The organism is Arthrobacter sp. UYEF21, from assembly GCF_040546085.1.
Taxonomy (GTDB): domain Bacteria; phylum Actinomycetota; class Actinomycetes; order Actinomycetales; family Micrococcaceae; genus Arthrobacter.
The window spans coordinates 26,653-47,105 of the sequence record NZ_JBEPNF010000011.1 but is presented as its reverse complement, the minus strand read 5'-3'; the positions used below and the strand labels follow the sequence as shown (position 1 = coordinate 47,105).

Genomic DNA, 20,453 nt, shown 5'->3' with positions numbered 1-20,453 from the left:
AACCGGGTCCTTAGCTGAATTCAGCGATCAGTTCGACCTCTACTGGAGAGTCGAGCGGAAGAACAGAAACGCCGACGGCGGAACGGGCGTGCTGGCCCGCGTCGCCAAATACCTGGCCGAGGAGCTCAGACGCGCCGTTGATGACGCCCGGCTGGCCGGTGAAGGACGGGTCCGATGAAACGAAGCCCACCACTTTCACGATCCGGGTGATGCGGTCAAGGTCACCTATGACGCTCTTCACTGCCGCCAGCGCGTTGATGGCGCAGACTGCGGCGTAGGCTTTGGCGTCCTCCGGGGACACTGTGGGCTCGTCGGAGGCGCCCTCCGTGCCGGTGGAAACCTTGCCGGTAGCTTCGAGTTTGCCGTCAATAAACGGCAGCTGCCCGGACGTGTACACGTGGCTGCCGGAGATGACTGCCGGGACGTACGCGGCAACTGGTGCGGCCACCTCGGGAAGGGTGAGGCCCAACTCGGCGAGTCGCTGCTCGACGGCGGAAATCGGCGCGTTAGCCGCGCCGGACGTGGTTTCTGCGGGGGTGCTCACTGTTACTGCTTCTCCCTCTTGAGGTAGGCAACCAAGCCGTTGCCGTCCGGTCCGGTGACAACCTGGACGAGCTCCCAGCCGTCCTCTCCCCACTGGTCCAGGATCTGCTTTGTGGCGTGAATAATGAGCGGAATCGTCGCGTACTCCCATTTGGTCATGAAAGAAAGACTAGTCGTTGCCGGTAAAGTGGAAAACATGGTGACTCGTAAGAACCCCATTTTCGACACGGCCACTACCCTCGGAAAGATTTTTGGCTTCCTTGGCGTGAGCGCTATTTGTGGTGTCCTGGTGGCGGGCCTGTTGGTCCCCGCCGCGGCTGTCTCCGGCAGCGCGGCGAGCGGTTCGATCGAGTTCTTCGACACCCTCCCGGCGGAGCTGAAGGTGGACCCGCCCAACCAGACCACCAGGATCCTGGCCGCGGACGGCAGCCAGATCGCCAGCGTGTACTCAGAGAACCGCACCAAGGTCAGCCTTGACCAGATTTCGCCGTTCATGAAGGAAGCCATCATCGCGGTGGAGGACAGCCGGTTCTTTGAGCACGGCGGCGTTGACACCACTGGCATCATGCGGGCCCTCGTGTCCACCGCCCGGGGAAACAAGCAGGGTGCCTCCACCATCACCCAGCAGTACGTCAACAACGTCCTCAACGCCAACCTTGCAGCCGAGGGAAATGAAGAGGCCATCAAGCTCAACGGCGTTAATAAGGGCGTCGGGGACAAGCTTCGGGAGATGAAGCTAGCCATTGCCCTTGAAAAGGAATTCTCCAAGGAGCAGATCCTTGAGGGCTACCTCAACATCGTCTTCTTCAACCGTGACGCCTACGGCATCGAGGCCGCGTCCAAGTTCTTCTTCAGCACCAATGCCAAAGACCTCACGCTCGCGCAGTCCGCACTCCTTGCAGGCCTCGTCAACAGCCCGTCGGCCTTTGACCCGATCACCCACCCTGAGAACTCCAAGGTCCGCCGGGACTTGGTGCTGGGCCTGATGCTGAACCAGGGCAAGATCACCCAGGCCGATCACGACGCCGCCGTGGCAACCCCGGTGGAGACGAAGATAACGCCTGCGCGCCAAGGCTGCGCCTATGCGTCCACTGGGCCCTATTTCTGCGACTACGTGCTCCACCTGCTGGAGAACAACCCGGCCTACGGCGCCGACGTCAAAGAGCGCCAGCGGCTGATCTACGGTGGCGGCCTGACCATCACCACCACGCTGGATCCCGCAGCCCAGGCATCAGCCCAGGAGCAGGTGAACGCCTCGGCCGGCGCCAACCCGGACAAGTGGGGGGCTGCAATGGTCGCCGTGCAGCCGAACACAGGCAAGATCATCACCATGGCGCAGAACACGTCGTTCCTGCCGGCCCAGGGCGGCTTTGACTCCCAGGTGAACTTCAACGTGGACCAGTTGGATAAGAACGGCAACGACCTCAACGGCATGGGCGGCGCCCAGCCCGGGTCCACCATGAAACCGTTCACCTTTGCCGAATGGCTTGATGAGGGCAAGACCATGAACACTGTGGTCAACGCCGCCCAGCGGCGTTATCCGCTGAACTTCCCATGGAAGAACTCTTGCGGGGTGATGAATGGCGCCTACAACACCGCGGAGAAGGCCCTGGGCGCGGCAGACGACCTGCAGAACGCGGAGCCCCAGTGGTACCGGCCCCTTACCGTCCTTGAGGGCCTGTACAACTCCATCAACACGGTGACCTTTGCTACCGCGGCCCAGCTGGACTTCTGCGGAATCCAGAAGATGGTGGACGCGGTGGGACTTCACAGCGGCCTGCCCGCCGCGGATGGGACGCCGAATCCCAAGGTCGACATGTTCACCCTGGGCAACCTGCTCGGTTCCACCCAGACCTCGCCGTTGACCATGGCCAGCGCGTTCGCCACGTTCGCCAACGACGGAAAGTACTGCGAGCCGATCGCTGTCACCTCAGTAACGGACGCCACCGGCAAGCAGTTGCCGGCGCAGTCCACCAGCTGCCGGGACGCGGTCAAGCCTGAAGTTGCACGCGGCGTGAACTACGCGCTGCAGGAAGTCCTGAACCGTGGCTCCGGTGCCCTGATCCAACCACGGATCGCCACCAAGACCAGCTTCCCGATCGGCGCCAAGACCGGCACGTCCAATAACAACGGGTCCACCTGGGTGGTGGGCCACACCACCGGCCTGGCAACGGCTGCCTGGTACGGCGATCCTTTGGGCAATCAGAGCCGGTCGGGCCAGAACGTGACCATCAACGGCAAGTTCTACCAGGGCATTGACGGATACATGATTGCTGGCCCCATGTTCTCCAACTTCATGAGCAAGATCGCGCCGGGCTACGGAACCAACCCGTTCCCCGCGCCGCCCACCAGCATGGTGAACGGAACGCCCGCCAGGGCTACGCCGTCACCGCAGGGAACCACGCCTAGAAAGGCCCCCGCCCAGCCGGCTCCTACACCCGCGCCCAGTGCGCCGGGCAACAGCGACAACAAGAAAGACTAGGCCGCATGGCTCTCAGTCCCGACTTGGCCAGCCGTGTCCGGAACATCGGGCGCGGCTTTGCCGTCACCGCCGCCACCGGCACTGCGGCAGGTCTCGCTGCCTTCGGATACGGGCTGTGGGAGAAGAACCAATTCGTCCTGCGCGAAGAAACCCTGCCCATTCTGCCGGCGGGCCAGGCGCCCTTCCGCGTCCTGCATTTGAGCGACATCCACTTTGTCCCGGGCCAGGACACCAAGGCAGCCTGGCTGGAGTCCCTGGCATCGCTGAAGCCGGACCTTGTGGTCAACACCGGAGACAACCTCAGCCACGCCAAAGCCGTGGACCCGCTCCTCAAGGCGCTGCGCCCGCTTTTGGAATTTCCCGGCGTGTTTGTGCCGGGGTCGAATGACTACTTCGCACCGTCGTTCAAAAATCCGGCGTCGTACTTGCTGGGGCCGTCGAAGTCCACGCCGAAGCCGGCGGAACTTGACTGGCCTCGGCTGCGCTCCGGGTTTGGCATGCGCGGCTGGGTGGACCTCACCAACCGGCACCAGTCCGTGGTGCTGAAGGGGATCCGCTTCGACTTTTCCGGGGTGGACGATCCGCACCTGAACCGGGAACGCTATGCGGGCTGGCCCCGCGGCACCCGGAACCAGGACAACGATCCGCACCTCCGCATGGCTGTCACCCACGCCCCGTACCAGCGGGTTCTGGACCATTTCACCAGGGACGGCGCAGACCTGCTGCTCGCCGGCCACACCCACGGCGGCCAGCTCTGCGTTCCCGGCTACGGAGCGCTCGTGGCCAACTGCGACCTCCCCACGTGGCGGGCCAAGGGCCTCAACGACTGGGAAAGCGAAGGACGTACGACGCCGGTGAACGTCTCGGGCGGCATCGGCACCTCACGTTTCGCCCCCGTCCGCATCGCGTGCAAGCCTGAAGCCGTGCTGCTGACGCTGACGTCCCGCGACTAACCCCGTTGCCCTATCACTTATAGCTCTTATCCGAGGTGGTGTCGACGACATAAGTTATAGGGCAAGTAGGAAGTGTACTGTGTGAATCGGCTCACGCCGTGGCATAGGGTAGTTGCTACGGGAAACTACGTTCGATTTAAAGCTTGAGAAGCGGGCATGGCCAAGCAGACCTCATTTTTCAGATCCATCAGACGTCTCTACCCCCATGTCAGGCCGATCATTCCCCGGCTGGTACTGGGACTCCTCAGCGCCCTGCTGGCCAGCCTCGTGGCTCTGACCATCCCTCAGGTGCTCCGGGTTCTCGTCAACGAGTCACTGAAACCCGGCGGTGCGACGGACGCGGTCTGGACGGCCGCCGTCGTGATCCTGGTCCTTGGCATTGCCGAGGCGGTCCTGATAGCCCTGCGCCGGCAGTTCGTGATCAACCCGGCCACCACCGTGGAAACCCGGATGCGCGTCTCGCTCTACAGGCACCTCCAGGACCTGACTGTCTCGTTCCATGACCGCTGGGGCTCCGGCCAGCTGCTCTCCCGCGCCATGACGGACCTGAACTTCCTGCGCCGCTGGATGGCGTTCGGCGCCATCATGCTGGTGGTCACCACCCTGACGGTGGTCATCGGCATTGTGGTGATGTTCTCCATGAGCTGGCAGCTGGCCCTGATCTTTATGGCCGCTGCGGTGCCCATCATGGCCTACGGATTCCGTTTCCGGACCCGCTTCAGCAAAGTGGCGCGCCGCAGCCAGGACCAGGCCGGCGACCTCGCCACCACCGTGGAGGAATCCGTCCACGGCATCCGCGTGCTGAAAGCCTTCGGCCGCAGCCGCGAGGCACTGGAAAGCTTCAATGAACAGGCGGAGGAACTCCGCCAGACCGAGATCGCCAAGGCGAAACACCAGGCGACCTTCACGATGGTGGTCACGCTGCTCCCGGAGCTCGCCCTGGGCACCGGACTGGTGGTGGGCGTGATGCTCAGTGCCAGCGGCCAGCTGAGCATCGGCGTTTTGGTGGCCTTCTTTGCCACGGCGGCGGTCATCGCCACGCCAGTGGAATTCTCCGGCATGCTGCTGGCCATGGCACTGACCGCCAAGACCGCGGTCGACCGCCATTACGAGGTGATGGACTCGGTCAATACCATTACCAGTCCCCCGGCCCCGAGCAGGCCGTCGCAGCTGAAAGGGGCATTGCGCTTCGACAACGCCACCTTCGCATTTGAGGACGCCCCGGACAAGCCCATCCTGAAGGACATCAACCTGGAGGTCCTGCCGGGCGAAACCATGGCGCTTGTGGGCATTACCGGGAGCGGCAAGAGTGCGCTGATCCAGCTGGTCCCGCGGCTGTTCGACGTCACGGCCGGTGCCATCACCATCGACGGCGTGGACCTGCGCGGGTTCGACGTCGACGAGCTCCGGCGCGTGGTGGGCGTCGCGTTCGAAGACACCACGCTGTTCTCCAACTCGGTCAGGGACAACGTGCTCCTCGGAGCGCCGGAGCGGACCGAGGCTGCCCTGGACGAAGCACTGGACGTGGCGCAGGCACACTTTGCGTACTCGCTGCCGGAGGGGGTGGACACGCTCATCGGCGAGGAAGGCCTGAGCCTGTCCGGCGGGCAGCGCCAGCGCATCGCCCTGGCCCGGGCCATCGCGGCCAGGCCCAGGGTCCTGGTGCTGGATGACCCCCTGTCTGCCCTCGACGTGCACACGGAGGAGCTGGTGGAAAACCGGCTCCGGGAGGTCCTGAACGACACCACCACGCTGATCGTCGCGCACCGCCCGTCCACGGTGGCTCTCGCCGACCGCGTGGCGCTGCTCGAAGACGGCCGGATCGCCGCCGTCGGAACCCATACCGACCTGCTGGCGCACAACCCCCATTACCGCTACGTCATCGCCAGCCTCGACCAGGAACCCCGGGACCTGGATTCGGAACTGTCGGACCTTGAAGAAGAGGCCGATGCCGTGGCAGAGGAAATCACCCGATGAGCAACGCAACCTTCGGCACGGCCAACGAGGATAACGCCCACCTCAGCAAGGCGGACAGCAAAACCGTACGACGGCGGTCGCTCGCCTTGCTTGCCAGGCTGATCCGTCCGGTTCGGCTCAGGTTCTGGCTGACCATCACCATGGTGGTCCTCTCGCAGGCCGCCCGGGTGGCGGGGCCGGCGCTCATCGCCTTCGGCATCGACCATGCGCTGCCCGCACTGCAGGGCGGCGACAACTTTCCGCTGGTGCTTACCGGCGTCGCCTACCTCCTCGCGGCGATCGCGACGGCGGGACTCACCGCCCTCTACGTCACCTCCACCGCGCGGCTCAGCCAAGCCATGCTTCTGGACCTTCGCGTCCGGGTCTTCCGGCACACCCAGCGCCTCAGCCTGGAATTCCACGAGAAGTACACCTCAGGCCGGATCATCGCCCGGCAGACCTCGGACCTGGAAGCCCTTCGCGAACTCCTCGACTCCGGCGTCAGCTCACTGGCCTCCGGCCTGCTGTTTATGGTCTTCACAGTTATTACCGTTTTTGTCCTCGACTGGCGGAGCGGGCTGATTGTCCTGGCCGCGGGCGTGCCCATGTACTTCCTGGCGCGCTGGTACCAGAAGCACTCCCAGATTGCGTTCCGGGAGTCACGGGTCGTCTCTGCGCGGCTCATTGTGCACTTTGTGGAGACGATGACCGGGATCCGCGCGGTGAAGGCCTTCCGCAAGGAGCAGGAGAACGCTGAGCGCTTCGGCGAGCTCTCCGAGGACTACCGGCACGTCACCGTTCGCTCCATCAACCTGAACGGCATCTTCCAGCCGGGCCTGGTGCTGATCGGGAACGTCTGCATGGCCGTGGTGCTGCTGTTAGGCGGGTTCCGGGCGCTGGGCGGCGACCTGGCGGTTGGCGTGCTGCTGGCGCTGATCCTGTCCACGAAGCGCTTCTTCCAGCCCGTGGACCAGATGGCCATGTTCTACAACTCCTTCCAGAGTGCCCAGGCCGCCCTGGAGAAGGTATCCGGCCTCCTGCAGGAGGTCCCCACGGTCCGCCCGCCCAAAAATGCCGTGGCGCTGCCAAACGCCCGCGGAACCGTCGATTTCAAGGGTGTGGAGTTCCGGTACGGCGACGGTCCGGTGGTCATCACCACGATGGACCTGCACATCCCCGCCGGCCAGACCGTGGCGCTGGTGGGCCAGACCGGTGCCGGCAAATCCACGCTGGCGAAGCTGATCGCCCGCTTCTACGATGTCTCCGCCGGTTCCCTGACCCTGGACGGCGTAGACCTCCGCAGCCTCAGCAGCACCGACCTGCGGCGGAATATCGTGATGGTCACCCAGGAGGCGTTCCTGTTCAGCGGCTCGGTAGCGGACAACATCGCATTGGGCCGGCCCGAGGCTTCGCGGGCCGAGGTTGAGGAAGCGGCCCGGGCCGTCGGCGCCCACGGGTTCATCACCGAACTCCCCGAAGGCTACGACACCGACGTCAACAAGCGCGGCGGCCGCGTCTCCTCCGGGCAGCGGCAGCTGATCAGCTTCGCGCGGGCGTTCCTGGCCCGGCCCGCGGTGCTGATCCTGGACGAGGCCACGTCTTCGCTGGACATCCCCTCCGAGCGCCTGGTGCAGAGCGGCCTGGCCCGGCTCCTGCATGGAACGTCCGACGGCGGGACTTCGCCAGATGCCCCGGGTTCCGTGGGTGGCGCGGGTTCAGCCCGCAATGCTGCGGATGCCCCGGATTCCGTCGACTATGCGCACGGCAGCGCCGCCGCAGGCGTCGGCCGGACGGCGCTGATCATCGCGCACCGGCTCTCCACGGTGGAAACGGCGGACCGGGTGTTGGTGGTCCACGACGGCCGCATCGTTGAGGACGGCACCCCGGCCGAACTCATTGGTGGCGGGGGAAGGTTCGCTGACCTCCATGGTGCCTGGAAAGAATCCCTGGTCTAGGGCTGTGACGTAGGGAACAGGTGGGGACTGCCGGCCGATTTCGCATCCGGACCAAGCATCCGCTATTCTTGTAAAGTTGCTTTTGCAGCGGATCGGGATGTGGCGCAGCTTGGTAGCGCGCGTCGTTCGGGACGACGAGGTCGCAGGTTCAAATCCTGTCATCCCGACCAAATCAAGAAGAGGGTCTCCCCAGGGAGGCCCTCTTTTTGTATCTCATGACTTATTCGCCGGGCATAGAAATAGCCCCGAAGCATGGAGACCACACTTCGGGGCTACCGCCTCCTGAGAGGATTTCTTACACCGGGTTGGGCCAGTTACCGCTGAGCGTGGTGTAAGTGGTGTCGGTACTCTTTTTGCCCTTCTCGACCTTCACCTTTTCGGACACGGGATTCGGCCAGTTACCGCTGGCAACCGCTGCACCCCTGCTGTCTGAAATGGAACCTGCGGACAGGACGGCTGGGGCCGCCGCGGAGAATGCCAGTGCGCCGGCTAGGACGGCGGCTGCCGCTATCTTCTTGAACATGTGAGTTCCTCAATGCGAGTCGGATTCGTTACAAAGTCAGCACGTCCTTGTTGACACTTATTGTAAAATGGATCCCACAGGGCGTGTCAAGCTTTGCGTACAAAGACGGCCCGGAATAAGGAGGAATCCCGTGGGTAACGGATTCGGGGAAAAGCTTCGAGCCGAGCGACTCGAGCGCGGGCTGACACAAGCCGAACTCGGCAAGAACCTCTATTCCCCCAGCTACATTTCGCTCCTTGAGACCGGCCGCCGCGAACCTACCGCCGAAGTAATCGATGAACTCGCCCGTCGGTTGGAACTGGCACCCAAGGCCTTGGAGGCGTGGAGCCAACCCATCTCGGTCAGCGACGCTGAATATGTGCTCGCCGGGCTCTACGCCCGGCAAGCCTGGGACCTTCGCGATTACGAGCTTGCCGCGAGCCATGCCGCCACGGCAGCAAGTATTGCCCTTGAAGGGAAGAACACCAGCGCCTGGTGGAATATGACCTACATGCAGGCCGAATGCCTGGTGCGGCACGGTGATCTGCTCGAGTGCCAGGCCATCACTGAGCGCCTCATTGAGCATCCGATGGCCAGGGAGTCCGTGGGGCTCGGCGTGCGTGCCCGCCAAATGCTTGCAGCTGTCCTGCAGCGGCAGGGCCAGCTGTCTGCCGCTGTCGACCAGGCAATGGAAGCCACGAAGCTGTCCGAGGAGCTGCCTCAAAGTTCCGTAGTTGTGATTGGCACCTTACGCGTCCTCATCGGCGCCCTCGCAGAAAGCGGTCGGCTAGACGAATCGTGGAAGTACTGCCAGCTGCTCGTGGCCCAGGTGGATGAAAATACGATGCCCCAGCTTGCGGGTGAGGTGGCCTGGGTAGTGGGAAATGTGGCCTTCATGCGGCATGACTACGCCGAAGGAGTCAGGGAACACGAGCGGGCGGCGAAACTTCTTTCCCCCGCCAATGACATTGAACTGTGGGCCCGGTTCAACAAAGCGTCTGCCGCCGTCCGGCTGCAGGCCGGCATCGTAGAGCCTGAGACGCTGGCCTCGATTGAACGGGCCGAGCTTGCTTTTTCCATCGTCTACGAGATGAAGAGCGATGAGCTCGAAGTCGCCTTCATCCGCGCCCGCTGGCTGTACCTCACCGGCGACATCGTGGCTGCCATAGAGAAACTTCGCAAAATCCATGCGGAACGCGAGGCCTTGGCCAAGCACACCGCCGGCGAGGTTGCGCTCCTATTGGGAAAGTCCCTCAAGGCCGCTGGCGAGTCCGAGGAAGCGATCGTCTACCTGAAGGAAGCACAAAAGGCCTTCAGCTCCGCCGGAGCCCAAGATCTCGTCCAGCAGGCGTTGGACGCAATCCTGGAAATCAACCTGGCCCAGCAGCGGGCCGCCGCAGCAGCAGCAAAAAACTCCAAGGCCAGCTAACGCCGGAAGCGGTTAGGCGAACGCCCGGCCGGTCAGTTTCTCGTACGCCTCGATGTACCTGCTGCGGGTGCGGGCCACAACGTCCTCGGGCAGCGCCGGCGGTGGCACATCTGAGGAACGGTCCCAGCCCGATTCAGCCGAGGTCAGCCAGTCGCGCACGTACTGCTTGTCGTAGGACGGCTGCGCCTGCCCGGCTTGGTAGGTGGCCGCATCCCAGAAACGGGACGAATCCGGGGTGAGGACCTCGTCGCCCAGAGTGATTGCACCGGCCACGGTATCGTAGCCGAACTCCACCTTGGTATCGGCCAGGATGATGCCGCGTTCGCGGGCGACCTTCTCGGCAGCGGCATAGATCTTCAGGGTCAGTTCGCTGAGGCGTCCTGCGATGTCGTCCCCCACCATCGCTGCAACGTCGTCGTAGGTGATGTTCTCATCGTGTTCACCCACCTCGGCCTTGGCGGACGGCGTGAAGATGGCCTGCTCCAGCCGGGATCCGTCCACGAGGCCTTCGGGCAGCGGAATCTCGCAGACCGTCCCGGCGGCGATGTACTCCAGCAGCCCGGATCCGGTGAGGTAGCCGCGGGCGATGCATTCGACGGGGAACATGTCCAGCTTCTTGCAGATCATCGCACGGCCTTCAACAGCCGCGGGAACTCCGCCTTCCACGGTGGATGCGAGCACGTGGTGCACGACGTCCAGCTGGTCGAACCACCACAGGCTCAGCTGGGTCAGGATCCGGCCTTTGTCCGGGATCTCGCTCGCCAGGACATGGTCGTAGGCGCTGATGCGGTCGCTGGCAACCACCAGGACACAGTCCTGGCCCACCTGTTCCCGGATGGTGTCATCCGCCGGTTCGTACAGGTCTCGGACCTTGCCGGAATAGACGTGCGTCCAGCCGGGCAGCTCAAGGGTTGCCGTGCTTAGGCCGCGCTGCTTTTCTGGTTCCTGAGCGGGATTCGCGGTCATGTTATGCCTTCGCTTTCGTGACAGGCAGCGCTCCGGTTGCGTTGGACACAACCTTGATCTCGCCACGGGTCGCCTTGCGTCCAATGTCCGTCCGGAACTGGGAGCCGTCCAGCTGAACCAGCTCCACGCCGTCGTACGCGCGTTCCCGCGCCTCCACCAGGTCACTGCCGAGGGCTACCACGGCGAGCACGCGGCCACCGGCGGAAATCACTTTACCGTTCTCGTCCAGCGCCGTGCCGGCGTGGATCACATGCACACCCTCGAGTGCATCCACTTTCTTGAGTCCCCGGATACGGTCTCCGGTGCGCGGAGTGTCGGGGTAGTTTTCGGACGCGACGACGACGGCGACTGCAGTCTCCTTGGACCAGCGCAGCTCGTCTGCCTTGTCCAGTTCGCCCTTGGCGGCTGCCAGCAGCAGCGCACCGAGCGGGGTCTTGAGCCTGGCCAGCACGGCCTGGGTCTCGGGGTCGCCGAAGCGGACGTTGAACTCGATGACGCGCGTGCCGCGGGACGTCAGGGCCAGGCCAACAAAAAGAACGCCCACGAACGGGGTGCCGCGGTGGGCCATTTCGTTCACGGTGGGCTGGGCCACGCGGTCGATGACTTCCTGGACCAGCCCGGCCGGGGCCCATTCAAGCGGGGTGTACGCGCCCATCCCGCCGGTGTTGGGGCCTTCGTCATTATCAAAGATGCGTTTGAAGTCCTGGGCCGGAGACAGCGCCACGGTGTTGCGGCCGTCGCAGAGGACAAACACGGAAACTTCCGGGCCGTCCAGGAATTCCTCGATCACCACGGTGCCGCCGGCGTCAAAGCACGTCTGGGCGTGGGCCAGGGCTTCGTCGCGGCTCTTGGTGACCACCACGCCCTTTCCGGCGGCCAGTCCGTCGTCCTTCACCACGTAGGGTACGCCGAAGGTGTCCAGGGCTGAGGCGGCTTCCTCGGCGTTGGTGGCCACCAGGGCCATGGCCGTGGGAACGTCCGCCGCGGCCATAACCTCCTTGGCGAATGCCTTGGAGGCCTCCAGCTGGGCGGCTGCCTTGCTGGGTCCGAAGACTGGAATGCCGGCTTCGCGGACGGCGTCGGACACGCCGGCAGCAAGCGGCGCCTCGGGGCCGACCACAACGAGGTCCACGCCGAGCTTGGCAGCGAGGGCCGCGACGGCGTCGGGATCATTCCCGTCAATGTTGTGGGTGGGGACCAGCTTGCTGATGCCGGCGTTGCCGGGAGCAGCATGAACCTCGGAGACGTTGGGGTCGGCGAGCAGGGAGCGGACAATGGCGTGTTCGCGGCCTCCAGGGCCAATGACGAGTACCTTCACAGTCCCCAAGGGTACTTTGTGCACCCTGCCCTTTCCTAAGGGGTGTGTTCCAAAGCTGTGTCCCCGCACAACCATCCCTGTTGCCGTCCGCAACGAATCCACACCATGAAGAAGCTCCTGAACTGGCTCAAAGAACCCGCTGCCCTGGCCGCCCTGGCAGGCGTGGCTGCCGCCGCCGTCGTGCTCTCCGTGGCTGAACTGATCGGCGCGTTCTTTACGGCGCGGGCCACCCCGGTCATTGCCCTGGGCTCCACGTTCATCGACTTCACCCCGCTGTGGATGAAGAACTTTGCCGTCGAAACGTTCGGCACCAATGACAAAGCCGCCCTGTTCGCGGGGATGGGCCTGACCATCCTCGTGCTGGCCGGCGTCCTGGGCCTGGCGGCCTACCGCAAATGGGCCCTCGGTGTGGCCGGGGTGCTGCTGATGGGCGCCGTGATTGTGGCCAGCGTTGTGACGCGGGCCAGCGTGAAACCACTCGATGCCCTCCCCACCGTCCTGGGCACGGTAGCCGGCCTGGTAGTGCTGAGGCTGCTGATTGCCCCACTCTGGCGGCTAAAGTCCTGGCCGGAAGCACCTGCGGACACGGGGGCCGAGGAGCCTGGGCGGCCCGCCGGCAGCCGCCGCCGTTTCTTCGCCGCCACGACCGCCACACTGGTGGGGGCGGGGATTGCAGCCACCGGTGGACGCCTGCTCAGTTCTGCGCGCAGCAGCATCGCCAAGGCCCGCGAGTCCCTGCAGCTGCCCACGCCGGCCAAGGCTGCCGCAGCTGTGCCTGCCGGCGTCCAGTCCCCGACAGCAGGCGTCACCCCGTGGCTGACGCCCAATGGCGAGTTCTACCGGATCGACACAGCCCTCAGCGTGCCCGAAATCAATGCCGCGGACTGGGAACTCCGTGTCCACGGCATGGTGGAACAGGAAGTCCGGCTTACCTTCCAGGACCTGCTCGACGCTGAACTCATCGAATCGCACGTGACCCTTACCTGTGTCTCCAATCCCGTGGGCGGAAACCTGGCCGGCAATGCAAAATGGCTGGGATTCCCCCTCCGCGAGGTCCTCAAACGGGCCCGGCCACAGGACGGAGCGGACATGGTGCTGTCGACGTCGATCGATGGCTTCAGTGCCTCCACGCCGTTGGAAGTCCTGCTGGATGACCGCGACGCACTGCTGGCGATCGGTATGAACGGCGAGCCGCTGCCGCTGGAACACGGTTATCCGGTGCGCATGGTGGTGCCGGGGCTGTACGGTTTTGTCTCCGCCACCAAGTGGGTGGTGGACCTGGAAGTGACACGGTTCGCCGACAACAAGGCCTACTGGACGCAGCGTGGCTGGTCGGAGCGCGGGCCCATCAAGACCATGGCCCGGGTAGAGATCCCGAAATCCTTCGCCAAAGTGCAGGCCGGCCGCGTAGCGATCGGCGGGACAGCGTGGGCGCAGACCCGCGGCATCACCAAAGTGGAGGTCCAGATCGACAACAACCCTTGGGCCGAGGCTGTGCTGTCCAACGAGGCGTCCCTTATCACCTGGCGCCAGTGGTCTTTCGACTGGGAGGCCACACCCGGGCCGCACTACATCAAGGTCCGCGCAACGGACGGGACCGGCGCGGTACAAACCGACCAGCGGGCCGATCCAGTGCCCGACGGCGCGTCCGGCTGGCAGTCTGTCATGGTCACTGTGGAGTAGCCGGGCCTTCCCGGGACAATCCCCGGGCTGTCCCTCCAGGGGCCCTAGACTGGCAGGATGCCGCACAACCCGCATGCCACGTTCACCGTGGACTCCGCCGTCGAACTCGCCGTTATTGAACGCAGCGGCTTCGTGGAGTCCCGACACATCGGCTCCGCCGTCGTTCTTTCCGCCGACGGCAGCGTAGTCACAGAACTGGGTGACGTCAGAACTCCGATCTACGCCCGCTCCTCGCTCAAACCGCTGCAGGCGCTGGCGTCCATGCAGTCCGGGGTCCCGCTGCGCGGCGCGCAGGTGGCACTGGCCTGCGGCAGCCACGTGGGCTCCCTGGACCACATGGATGTGGTTGAGGGAATGCTCAAGGCCGCCGGTGTGAAGGAAGAACAGCTGCAGTGCCCCGCTGCCTGGCCCCAGGACGAGACGGCCCGGAACTGGATGCTGCGCTCCGATCGCGGCCGGTCCAAACTCGCTTTCAATTGCTCCGGGAAGCACGCTGCTTTCCTGTGGGCCTGCACGGAAAACGGCTGGGATACCCACAGCTACCTCGAGCCGAACCATCCGCTGCAGCAGCGCGTCCGCAGCGTAATCGAAGAATACAGCGGCGAACAGATCGCGCACCTGGGCATTGACGGATGCGGGGCCCCGGTTGCCGCCATTTCGCTGACCGGACTGGCCCGCGCCTATTCGCTGCTGGCCAAGGCGCCGGGAGACAAGAACTCCAACGCCCGCGCCGCCACCGTTACCACGTCCATGCTCGACTACCCGTGGGCGGTCCAGGGCCGCGGCGAGGCCAACACCGTGGTGATGGACGAGCTGGGCATCATTGCCAAGATCGGCGCCGAGGGCGTCCTGGCCATGGCCACACCCCAGGGTGTCTCGGTGGCCCTCAAAATGCTGGACGGGAACCTGAGGGCCACCTCCCTGGTGGGCCTGACGCTCCTCGCAGCCGCCGGCGCGGTGGATATTCCGGGAGTGTCCAGCGTCCTGGAAAAAGTCGTAGCCCCCGTAATGGGCGGCGGCCATCCAGTGGGCAAGATCCGCCTGGGCACTGCCGTGTCCGCACTGCTCGACTGATGGCTGTTGCGCGCCGACGGATCGGCATTGAAGAAGGCACCGCGGCACTGGCCGCGTGGCAGGAGGCTGCCGCGTCGCCGTCGGACGCTCCGCCCCCCCGCAGTCTCACCGCCACAGCCGTGCGCTACTCGCTGGAGGAGGTGACCGCGCGGGCGCCGGGCAATTCGGTGGAGGTGCGGGTGCCGCCGTTCGGCGTCACCCAGTGCGTGGAGGGGCCGCGGCACACCCGAGGCACCCCGCCGAACGTGATCGAGTGCGACGCCGCCACCTGGCTGGGGATGGTGACCGGCCAGTTGACGTGGGCGGACGCAGTAGCTGCGCACCGGGTGGCAGCGTCCGGACTGCGCGCGGACCTGTCAGCCCTCCTGCCGCTATAACCTCCCTCCCCTTCCCGAGTTTTTGTCCACTTATTGGTCCTTCCGGACGGTATTTAGCGAGTTATATGCCCAAAAACTCCTAACGCTGCCAGCCCTGTTTCCGGAGTGCCTGCTTCACCCGGGATACCACCCAGCCGGAGCCATGGTCCATGTCGATTTTGTTGATCTTCACCTGCCGCCACCCCGCGTCGGTAACCCGCTGATCGCGGTAGGCGTCCAAGGCCTGCTGGTCTGGCGTCAGATGATGCAGGCCCTCGTATTCAATACAAGTCCGGAACCGGGCGTTGCCAAGATCGGTCCACACTGGCCGGCCCAGGACGTCGTCAACGGGAAAGTTCGGCAGGAACTCAGGGAGCCCGGCGTCGTCCAGCATCAGGCGCAGAACGGTTTCCGGGGGTGAGTCAACGCCGACACGCAGGGATTCGAGCGCGATCCGGGCCTTGCGCACACCGTGAATGCCGTTCGCCTTTTCCACGAACGTCCGGAGCACGGGCAAAGGAACCATCGCCACTTTTGGCGAGCCGAAAGTCCTAGCGTGCTCGCTGACAATCGCGTCGCCGGCCACAATGAGATCCTCCAGTGGTAGGACCGACCCCAGATCCACCCACGTCCGGGCAGGCGAAGTCACCCGAAGCCCGTCGACGCTGATGACGTCGCCGTCGCGGATCCGGAGCCGATGCCCGGCAACGCCCCTCCGCCGGGGCAGCGTCGCGGCATTTCGGCGCGAAAGGTGCAGGAAGCGGCCGGGCTCCCGGAAGTGGGGGCCGCTTTTCTTACCCCAGGGAACAGGTTCGACGACGGCGGTCACCGGGCCGCCGTCGTCGGGCCTGAACTGGCCCCATGGCGGCAGTGGAACGCCGAGAACCTCTGCTGCCGTCAGCAGACTGGCGAACGTGTCCTCATCCAGCTGGGTGTGGGACCTGACCAGCTCTTGGAGGGTGTGGTCCCCTGACCTTGGCACTCTAATTCCGCGGCTTGGCCGGTGAAGGTCGTCTTTGAGCAGCCGAATCGCGGGAATACCCGCCGAGGCGGCCTCGGCGAGGGTGAATGGCCGCGCGCCGATCTCTTCCGGGAGGGGCGTCAATCTGCTCATGTTCAATTGAGGCACGACCCGCCGGCCCACAGAGAGTTATCCACAGGACGACTTCCCCGCCCCGGAGTTTTTGTCCAGATAATGCGCGTAACAGGCGAGATTTTGGGCATTATCTGGACAAAAACTCGGAGAGAGAGACGGGTCTGGGTGGGTAGGGAAAGGAGGTGAGTGGGGAAGGACGTGGGAAGGACGTGGGGGTGGGCGAGGAGCCTCGGGGGGAGGGGTGGGCCGTGGTCAGGCCGGCAGCGCTAGCAGTTTGCCGATGGCACTTGCCTGCAGGTTATCGAGCAGATCCCGGGGGCCGGCGTAGACCTCTCCGGCGCCCGCTTCAAGAAGTTCAGCGGCGCTCCTGCCGCCGCAGGTGACGCCGATGGCGGGCATCCCCAGCGCGGCGGCGGCTTTCATATCCCACACCGCATCCCCCACAAACACCGCGCCGGCAGCCGGAACGCGGACCGCTTCCAGAGCTGCCACCAGGATGTCTGGGGCGGGCTTGCTTTCTTGGGCATCGTTGGAGCTGGTAGCCGCATGGATAAGGGCATCCGCTGCGAGCGCCTTGCGGTTGGCAGCCAAGTCCTCCCGGCGCGCGGACGATGCCAGGGCGACGGCGAGTCCGCCGGCGTGGCACTGGGCAAGCAGGTCCTTGGCGCCGTCGAACGCGCGCAGCGACGGCCAGCTCATGGCGAAAATCGCCGCATGGCTGGCCAGGATGGCGGCGTCGGCATCACGGTCCCGGCCTGCCGGAAGGAGGGCATCCACCAACCGGTCGCCACCCATTCCGACGCACCAGTGGATGGCTGCCATGGGGACGTCGTGCTGGTGCTGGCGGAATGCCTGCCACCACGCCAGCGTGTGGACGTAGGCGGAGTCCACCAGCGTCCCATCAACGTCAAAAAGGACGGCTCCCCGCCACCACGTGGCGGGGCCATGACTCTGCGGGGCCATCACCGGACTGCCGCGCGCTTGGTCTTGGACGCCTTCCTGCTGTGTGGCACGGTCCGCTCCCTGTCCTTCGGCGCGGACGCCGGACGGGTCCGATCGGGGATGACTGCCCCAGCGCCGTCGCTGCTGCAGTCCCTGATCAGCCCCGTACCGGCAATCTCGCGGGCCATTGCAATGCCGGCCACGGCGGCCCGTTTGGATGGAAAAGTCACCGAGATGGCGATCAGGCTCCCTGCGCCGTCCAGCATCCTCACCCGGTAGCCGCCGTCAGGCGCATCAACCAGCTCAAAATGTCCGGCCATTAGTACCACCCCTCGTTCTCTCGCGGGAAGATGCTTTCTGGAAGCACTCCACAAATATTAGTAAGTGTACTTAGCTCTTTAGCGTAGTTTAAGAGCCAAGCACCCCAAGGCCTCACTGTCCTACCCTCTCTGACTCCGCTCCCGCTTCCGGCGGAATCGGGAGATCACTCCGGCGCACCATCTCCTGATGCAGCGCGAGGGCGCTTGTCACAAGCGCGAAGTGGCTGAAAGCCTGCGGTGTGTTGCCCAGCTGCCGTTTGGCCCCCACCGCCCATTCCTCGCTGAGCAGCCCCACGTCGTTGCGGAGCTCGAGCAGCCGTTCAAAGAGTTCCGTGGCCTCGTCGGCGCGGCCCGCCCCCAGAAGCGCCTCAACCAGCCAAAAGGAGCAGGCCAGGAACACCCCTTCGTCCCCCGGCAGGCCGTCGTCGCTGTCTGCGGGACGGTAGCGCAGCACAAACCCGTCTTCCGTGAGCTCGCGCTGGATGGCGTCGATGGTCCCCACCACCCGTGCATCATCCGGCGGCAGGAAACCTACCCGCGGGATCAGCAGCAGGCTGGCGTCAAGCTCCGGCCTGCCATACGACTGCACGAACGTGTTGCGCACCGGATCAAAGCCGTTGGCCATCACCTCCTCGCGGATAGTGTCGCGGAGGGCCTCCCACCGTTCCACAGGTCCAGGCAGGCCGAAATCACGGACGCCTTTGACCATCCTGTCGGCGGCCACCCAGGCCATGACTTTGGAATGCGTGAAGTGGCGCCGCGGGCCGCGCATTTCCCAGAGCCCGTTGTCCGGCTGGTCCCAGATGGTTTCCAAATGCTGCATCAGGGCCACCTGCACATCCCAGGATTCGTCGGTGTGCTTTAGCAAGGAATTCCGGGTCAGGGACAGGCAATCGAGCACCTCGCCCCAGACGTCGAGCTGAAACTGCTCGGCCGCTCCGTTCCCGATCCGCACCGGCTTCGAATTCTCGTATCCGGCCAGCCAGGGGAGCTCCATTTCGGGCATCCTGCGTTCGCCGTGGATCCCGTACATGATTTGCAAATCGGCCGGATCGCCGGCCACTGCCCGGAGCAGCCAGTCACGCCACGCCGCCGCCTCCGCCGTGTAGCCGGCAGCCAGCAGCGCCTGCAGCGTCAGCGTGGCGTCCCGCAGCCAGCAGTACCGGTAATCCCAGTTGCGGGGACCGCCGAGCTGTTCGGGGAGGGAGGTGGTCACCGCCGCGACGATGCCGCCGGTGGGCGCGTAGGTCAAGGCTTTGAGGGTCACCAGCGAACGGACCACGGCGTCCTGATACTTGCCCTTGACTGTGCACTGCGAAGACCAGCCGCGCCAGTAGGCCAGGGTTGTGCCCAGCACGTGCTCGGCGTCAACGGTGTGCGGGCGGGGAACGTGGCTGGGCGCCCACGTAAGGACAAAGGGCACACGCTCCCCCGCCGTGACCGTGAAGTCACTGACGGAGTGCATCTTCTCCCCGTGGACGGGCGCCGTGGTGACGAAGTAGGCCGCGTCCGGGCCTGCGATCGCGTGCAGGCCCCGCTTGTCCCTCCGAACCCAGGGAACAATGTGGCCGTAGTCGAACCGCATGGCAAGCTCGCTGTGCATCTTGACGCTTCCGGACACGCCCTCGACAATCCGCACGATGTCTGCCACCTCATCGCGTGGCGGCATAAAGTCGATCACCCTCACGGTGCCGTCCGGGGTGTCCCATTCCGTTTCAAGGACCAGCGTGCCGTCCCGGTATCCCCGCCTGGTGCAGGAGCCGCCGCCCTCGGGAGCGAGCAGCCAGCGGCCGGCGTCGGGTGTATCCACGAGCGCGCTGAAACATGCGGGGGAATCGAAACGGGGCAGGCAAAGCCAGTCGATGGAGCCCTCCGTGCTGACCAAAGCGCCGGTATGAAGGTCGCCAACAACTGCATAATCCTCGATGCGCGCCATTACATTACCCTGCCACAAGGACACCTCCCACAGGGGAAAAACGGGAGAAACGGGAGAAACACGGTAAGTTCCGGTGGTCAGGCACAGCGGGTAGCCTGAAGGAGCAGCGAGTCCCGCGAGAGCTGGAGGCATCATGACTGACGCGCTTCGCACAGACCGCAAGCCCGCGGAAGCCTGCTGATGGCGATTCACATTGGCACCTCCGGCTGGAGCTACGACCACTGGGAGGGTGTGCTGTACCTGCCGGGCCTCCCTGCCCGGGACAGGCTCCAGCACTATGTTTCCCGGTTCAGCACGGTTGAGCTGAACGCCAGCTTCTACCGCTGGCCGCGGGATACGTCCTTCGCCAGTTGGCGGCGCAGGCTGCCGGACGGCTTCGCAATGTCGGTCAAGGCTCCCCGCGGCCTGACGCACGGCAAAAAACTCTACGCGCCCGAAGTTTGGCTGGAACGGATTGCACGGTGCTGGCACGAACTCGGCGACAAACGGGCCGTCCTGCTGGTCCAGCTCCGCCCGCAACTGGAGCGCGACGATGCCCGGCTGGATTACTTCCTAGCCGCGGTCCCGTGGTGGATCCGGGTGACCGTGGAGTTCCGGCACCCCAGCTGGGACCATCCGGACGTGTATGCCCTGCTGGAACGGCACGCCGCTGCCTACTGCATCATGAGCGGCGCCCACCTCCCCTGCATCCTGCGCGCCACCGCGCCCTTCGTCTATCTCCGGCTCCACGGCCCCGACCAGCAGCACCTCTACGGCGGTTCGTACTCCGATGCGGACCTGCAGTGGTGGGCGGACCGCATCAGGGAATGGTCGGCGTCGGGCCTGGACGTTTACGCCTATTTCAATAACGACGGCGGCGGGAACGCGGTGCGCAACGCCGAGACCCTCCGGTGGTTCCTTGGGTCGGGCTGACGTCACGCACGACGGCGGCACCGCCGCACG

The 20,453-nt window shown here is 65.0% G+C and carries 18 protein-coding genes and 1 tRNA gene; 10 read left to right on the top strand and 9 right to left on the bottom strand.

The window, feature by feature from the left end; genetic code table 11:
- Nucleotides 1-10: 10 nt before the first annotated feature.
- Both ABIB27_RS12420 and sp36 read right to left on the bottom strand, forming a co-directional pair.
- Entirely contained in the window at nucleotides 11-544 is a 534-nt protein-coding gene (locus ABIB27_RS12420) for a RidA family protein (protein ID WP_354217547.1), read from the bottom strand.
- 2 nt (nucleotides 545-546) lie between these two features.
- Complete coding sequence (gene sp36 / locus ABIB27_RS12415) at nucleotides 547-702, bottom strand: Sp36 family protein (protein ID WP_011693223.1); 156 nt, start codon at nucleotides 700-702, stop codon at nucleotides 547-549.
- Here sp36 and ABIB27_RS12410 point away from each other — a divergent pair.
- From ABIB27_RS12410 to ABIB27_RS12390, 5 genes are all read left to right on the top strand, one after another.
- A complete protein-coding gene (locus ABIB27_RS12410) occupies nucleotides 701-3,025 on the top strand; it encodes a transglycosylase domain-containing protein (protein WP_354253948.1) in 2,325 nt (774 codons plus the stop codon). The genes sp36 and ABIB27_RS12410 overlap by 2 nt on opposite strands.
- 5 nt (nucleotides 3,026-3,030) lie before the next feature.
- Nucleotides 3,031-3,978, top strand: coding sequence for a metallophosphoesterase (locus ABIB27_RS12405; protein ID WP_354253947.1), 948 nt, complete (start codon nucleotides 3,031-3,033; stop codon nucleotides 3,976-3,978).
- Between the two features lie 156 nt (nucleotides 3,979-4,134).
- Nucleotides 4,135-5,955 carry an ABC transporter ATP-binding protein gene (locus ABIB27_RS12400; RefSeq protein WP_354253946.1) on the top strand — a complete coding sequence of 607 codons (1,821 nt, stop codon included), beginning with the start codon at nucleotides 4,135-4,137 and terminating at the stop codon, nucleotides 5,953-5,955.
- Nucleotides 5,952-7,889 carry an ABC transporter ATP-binding protein gene (locus tag ABIB27_RS12395; RefSeq protein WP_354253945.1) on the top strand — a complete coding sequence of 646 codons (1,938 nt, stop codon included), beginning with the start codon at nucleotides 5,952-5,954 and terminating at the stop codon, nucleotides 7,887-7,889. The genes ABIB27_RS12400 and ABIB27_RS12395 overlap by 4 nt, the downstream gene beginning before the upstream one ends.
- 93 nt (nucleotides 7,890-7,982) lie before the next feature.
- Nucleotides 7,983-8,059 (top strand) — tRNA-Pro (locus ABIB27_RS12390).
- 125 nt (nucleotides 8,060-8,184) lie between these two features.
- Here the strand turns inward: ABIB27_RS12390 and ABIB27_RS12385 are convergent.
- The gene (locus ABIB27_RS12385; RefSeq protein ID WP_354217858.1) at nucleotides 8,185-8,412 is read right to left on the bottom strand and encodes a hypothetical protein; all 228 of its coding nucleotides are present in this window, start codon (nucleotides 8,410-8,412) and stop codon (nucleotides 8,185-8,187) included.
- 130 nt (nucleotides 8,413-8,542) lie between these two features.
- On the opposite strand from ABIB27_RS12385, the gene ABIB27_RS12380 reads away from it, so the two are divergent.
- Nucleotides 8,543-9,820, top strand: coding sequence for a helix-turn-helix domain-containing protein (locus ABIB27_RS12380; RefSeq protein WP_354253944.1), 1,278 nt, complete (start codon nucleotides 8,543-8,545; stop codon nucleotides 9,818-9,820).
- Between the two features lie 12 nt (nucleotides 9,821-9,832).
- On the opposite strand, the gene ABIB27_RS12375 is transcribed toward ABIB27_RS12380, so the two are convergent.
- Together ABIB27_RS12375 and purD are read right to left on the bottom strand one after the other, a co-directional pair.
- Entirely contained in the window at nucleotides 9,833-10,786 is a 954-nt protein-coding gene (locus ABIB27_RS12375) for a phosphoribosylaminoimidazolesuccinocarboxamide synthase (RefSeq protein WP_354217856.1), read from the bottom strand.
- Nucleotide 10,787: 1 nt separating this feature from the next.
- Nucleotides 10,788-12,104: a phosphoribosylamine--glycine ligase gene (gene purD / locus ABIB27_RS12370; RefSeq protein WP_354217862.1), complete on the bottom strand. Its 1,317-nt coding sequence runs from the start codon at nucleotides 12,102-12,104 to the stop codon at nucleotides 10,788-10,790.
- 105 nt (nucleotides 12,105-12,209) lie between these two features.
- Here purD and ABIB27_RS12365 point away from each other — a divergent pair, with 105 nt between their 5' ends.
- From ABIB27_RS12365 to ABIB27_RS12355, 3 genes are read left to right on the top strand one after another with little or no spacing between them, the layout of a single operon-like run.
- A complete protein-coding gene (locus ABIB27_RS12365) occupies nucleotides 12,210-13,787 on the top strand; it encodes a molybdopterin-dependent oxidoreductase (protein WP_354253943.1) in 1,578 nt (525 codons plus the stop codon).
- Nucleotides 13,788-13,844: 57 nt separating this feature from the next.
- The gene (locus ABIB27_RS12360; RefSeq protein ID WP_354217854.1) at nucleotides 13,845-14,861 is read left to right on the top strand and encodes an asparaginase; all 1,017 of its coding nucleotides are present in this window, start codon (nucleotides 13,845-13,847) and stop codon (nucleotides 14,859-14,861) included.
- Complete coding sequence (locus ABIB27_RS12355; protein ID WP_354217853.1) at nucleotides 14,861-15,238, top strand: sterol carrier family protein; 378 nt, start codon at nucleotides 14,861-14,863, stop codon at nucleotides 15,236-15,238. Before ABIB27_RS12360 ends, ABIB27_RS12355 begins: the two co-directional genes overlap by 1 nt.
- 79 nt (nucleotides 15,239-15,317) lie before the next feature.
- Here the strand turns inward: ABIB27_RS12355 and ABIB27_RS12350 are convergent, their stop codons facing one another.
- From ABIB27_RS12350 to ABIB27_RS12335, 4 genes are all read right to left on the bottom strand, one after another.
- Complete coding sequence (locus tag ABIB27_RS12350; RefSeq protein ID WP_354217852.1) at nucleotides 15,318-16,331, bottom strand: putative endonuclease domain-containing protein; 1,014 nt, start codon at nucleotides 16,329-16,331, stop codon at nucleotides 15,318-15,320.
- A 234-nt stretch (nucleotides 16,332-16,565) separates the two neighbouring features.
- The gene (locus ABIB27_RS12345; RefSeq protein WP_354253942.1) at nucleotides 16,566-17,276 is read right to left on the bottom strand and encodes an HAD family hydrolase; all 711 of its coding nucleotides are present in this window, start codon (nucleotides 17,274-17,276) and stop codon (nucleotides 16,566-16,568) included.
- Nucleotides 17,276-17,575, bottom strand: a complete 300-nt coding sequence (locus tag ABIB27_RS12340) for a YegP family protein (protein ID WP_354217850.1) — start codon at nucleotides 17,573-17,575, stop codon at nucleotides 17,276-17,278. The genes ABIB27_RS12345 and ABIB27_RS12340 overlap by 1 nt, the downstream gene beginning before the upstream one ends.
- Nucleotides 17,576-17,687: 112 nt before the next feature.
- Nucleotides 17,688-19,511, bottom strand: a complete 1,824-nt coding sequence (locus ABIB27_RS12335; RefSeq protein ID WP_354217849.1) for a glycoside hydrolase family 15 protein — start codon at nucleotides 19,509-19,511, stop codon at nucleotides 17,688-17,690.
- Between the two features lie 180 nt (nucleotides 19,512-19,691).
- Here ABIB27_RS12335 and ABIB27_RS12330 point away from each other — a divergent pair, with 180 nt between their 5' ends.
- Nucleotides 19,692-20,423, top strand: coding sequence for a DUF72 domain-containing protein (locus ABIB27_RS12330; protein WP_354253941.1), 732 nt, complete (start codon nucleotides 19,692-19,694; stop codon nucleotides 20,421-20,423).
- Nucleotides 20,424-20,453 lie beyond the last annotated feature (30 nt).

Excerpts from the sequence above, each read along its gene's own strand:
- ABIB27_RS12355 (WP_354217853.1), top strand. The coding sequence starts at position 14,861 with ATGGCTGTTGCGCGCCGACGGATCGGCATTGAAGAAGGCACCGCGGCA.
- ABIB27_RS12395 (WP_354253945.1), top strand. The coding sequence starts at position 5,952 with ATGAGCAACGCAACCTTCGGCACGGCCAACGAGGATAACGCCCACCTC.
- ABIB27_RS12360 (WP_354217854.1), top strand. The coding sequence starts at position 13,845 with ATGCCGCACAACCCGCATGCCACGTTCACCGTGGACTCCGCCGTCGAA.
- ABIB27_RS12385 (WP_354217858.1), bottom strand. The coding sequence starts at position 8,412 with ATGTTCAAGAAGATAGCGGCAGCCGCCGTCCTAGCCGGCGCACTGGCA.
- ABIB27_RS12405 (WP_354253947.1), top strand. The coding sequence starts at position 3,031 with ATGGCTCTCAGTCCCGACTTGGCCAGCCGTGTCCGGAACATCGGGCGC.
- ABIB27_RS12365 (WP_354253943.1), top strand. The coding sequence starts at position 12,210 with ATGAAGAAGCTCCTGAACTGGCTCAAAGAACCCGCTGCCCTGGCCGCC.
- ABIB27_RS12375 (WP_354217856.1), bottom strand. The coding sequence starts at position 10,786 with ATGACCGCGAATCCCGCTCAGGAACCAGAAAAGCAGCGCGGCCTAAGC.
- ABIB27_RS12330 (WP_354253941.1), top strand. The coding sequence starts at position 19,692 with ATGGCGATTCACATTGGCACCTCCGGCTGGAGCTACGACCACTGGGAG.
- ABIB27_RS12400 (WP_354253946.1), top strand. The coding sequence starts at position 4,135 with ATGGCCAAGCAGACCTCATTTTTCAGATCCATCAGACGTCTCTACCCC.
- ABIB27_RS12345 (WP_354253942.1), bottom strand. The coding sequence starts at position 17,276 with ATGGCCCCGCAGAGTCATGGCCCCGCCACGTGGTGGCGGGGAGCCGTC.
- ABIB27_RS12410 (WP_354253948.1), top strand. The coding sequence starts at position 701 with ATGAAAGAAAGACTAGTCGTTGCCGGTAAAGTGGAAAACATGGTGACT.
- ABIB27_RS12335 (WP_354217849.1), bottom strand. The coding sequence starts at position 19,511 with ATGGCGCGCATCGAGGATTATGCAGTTGTTGGCGACCTTCATACCGGC.
- ABIB27_RS12350 (WP_354217852.1), bottom strand. The coding sequence starts at position 16,331 with ATGAGCAGATTGACGCCCCTCCCGGAAGAGATCGGCGCGCGGCCATTC.
- ABIB27_RS12340 (WP_354217850.1), bottom strand. The coding sequence starts at position 17,575 with ATGGCCGGACATTTTGAGCTGGTTGATGCGCCTGACGGCGGCTACCGG.
- sp36 (WP_011693223.1), bottom strand. The coding sequence starts at position 702 with ATGACCAAATGGGAGTACGCGACGATTCCGCTCATTATTCACGCCACA.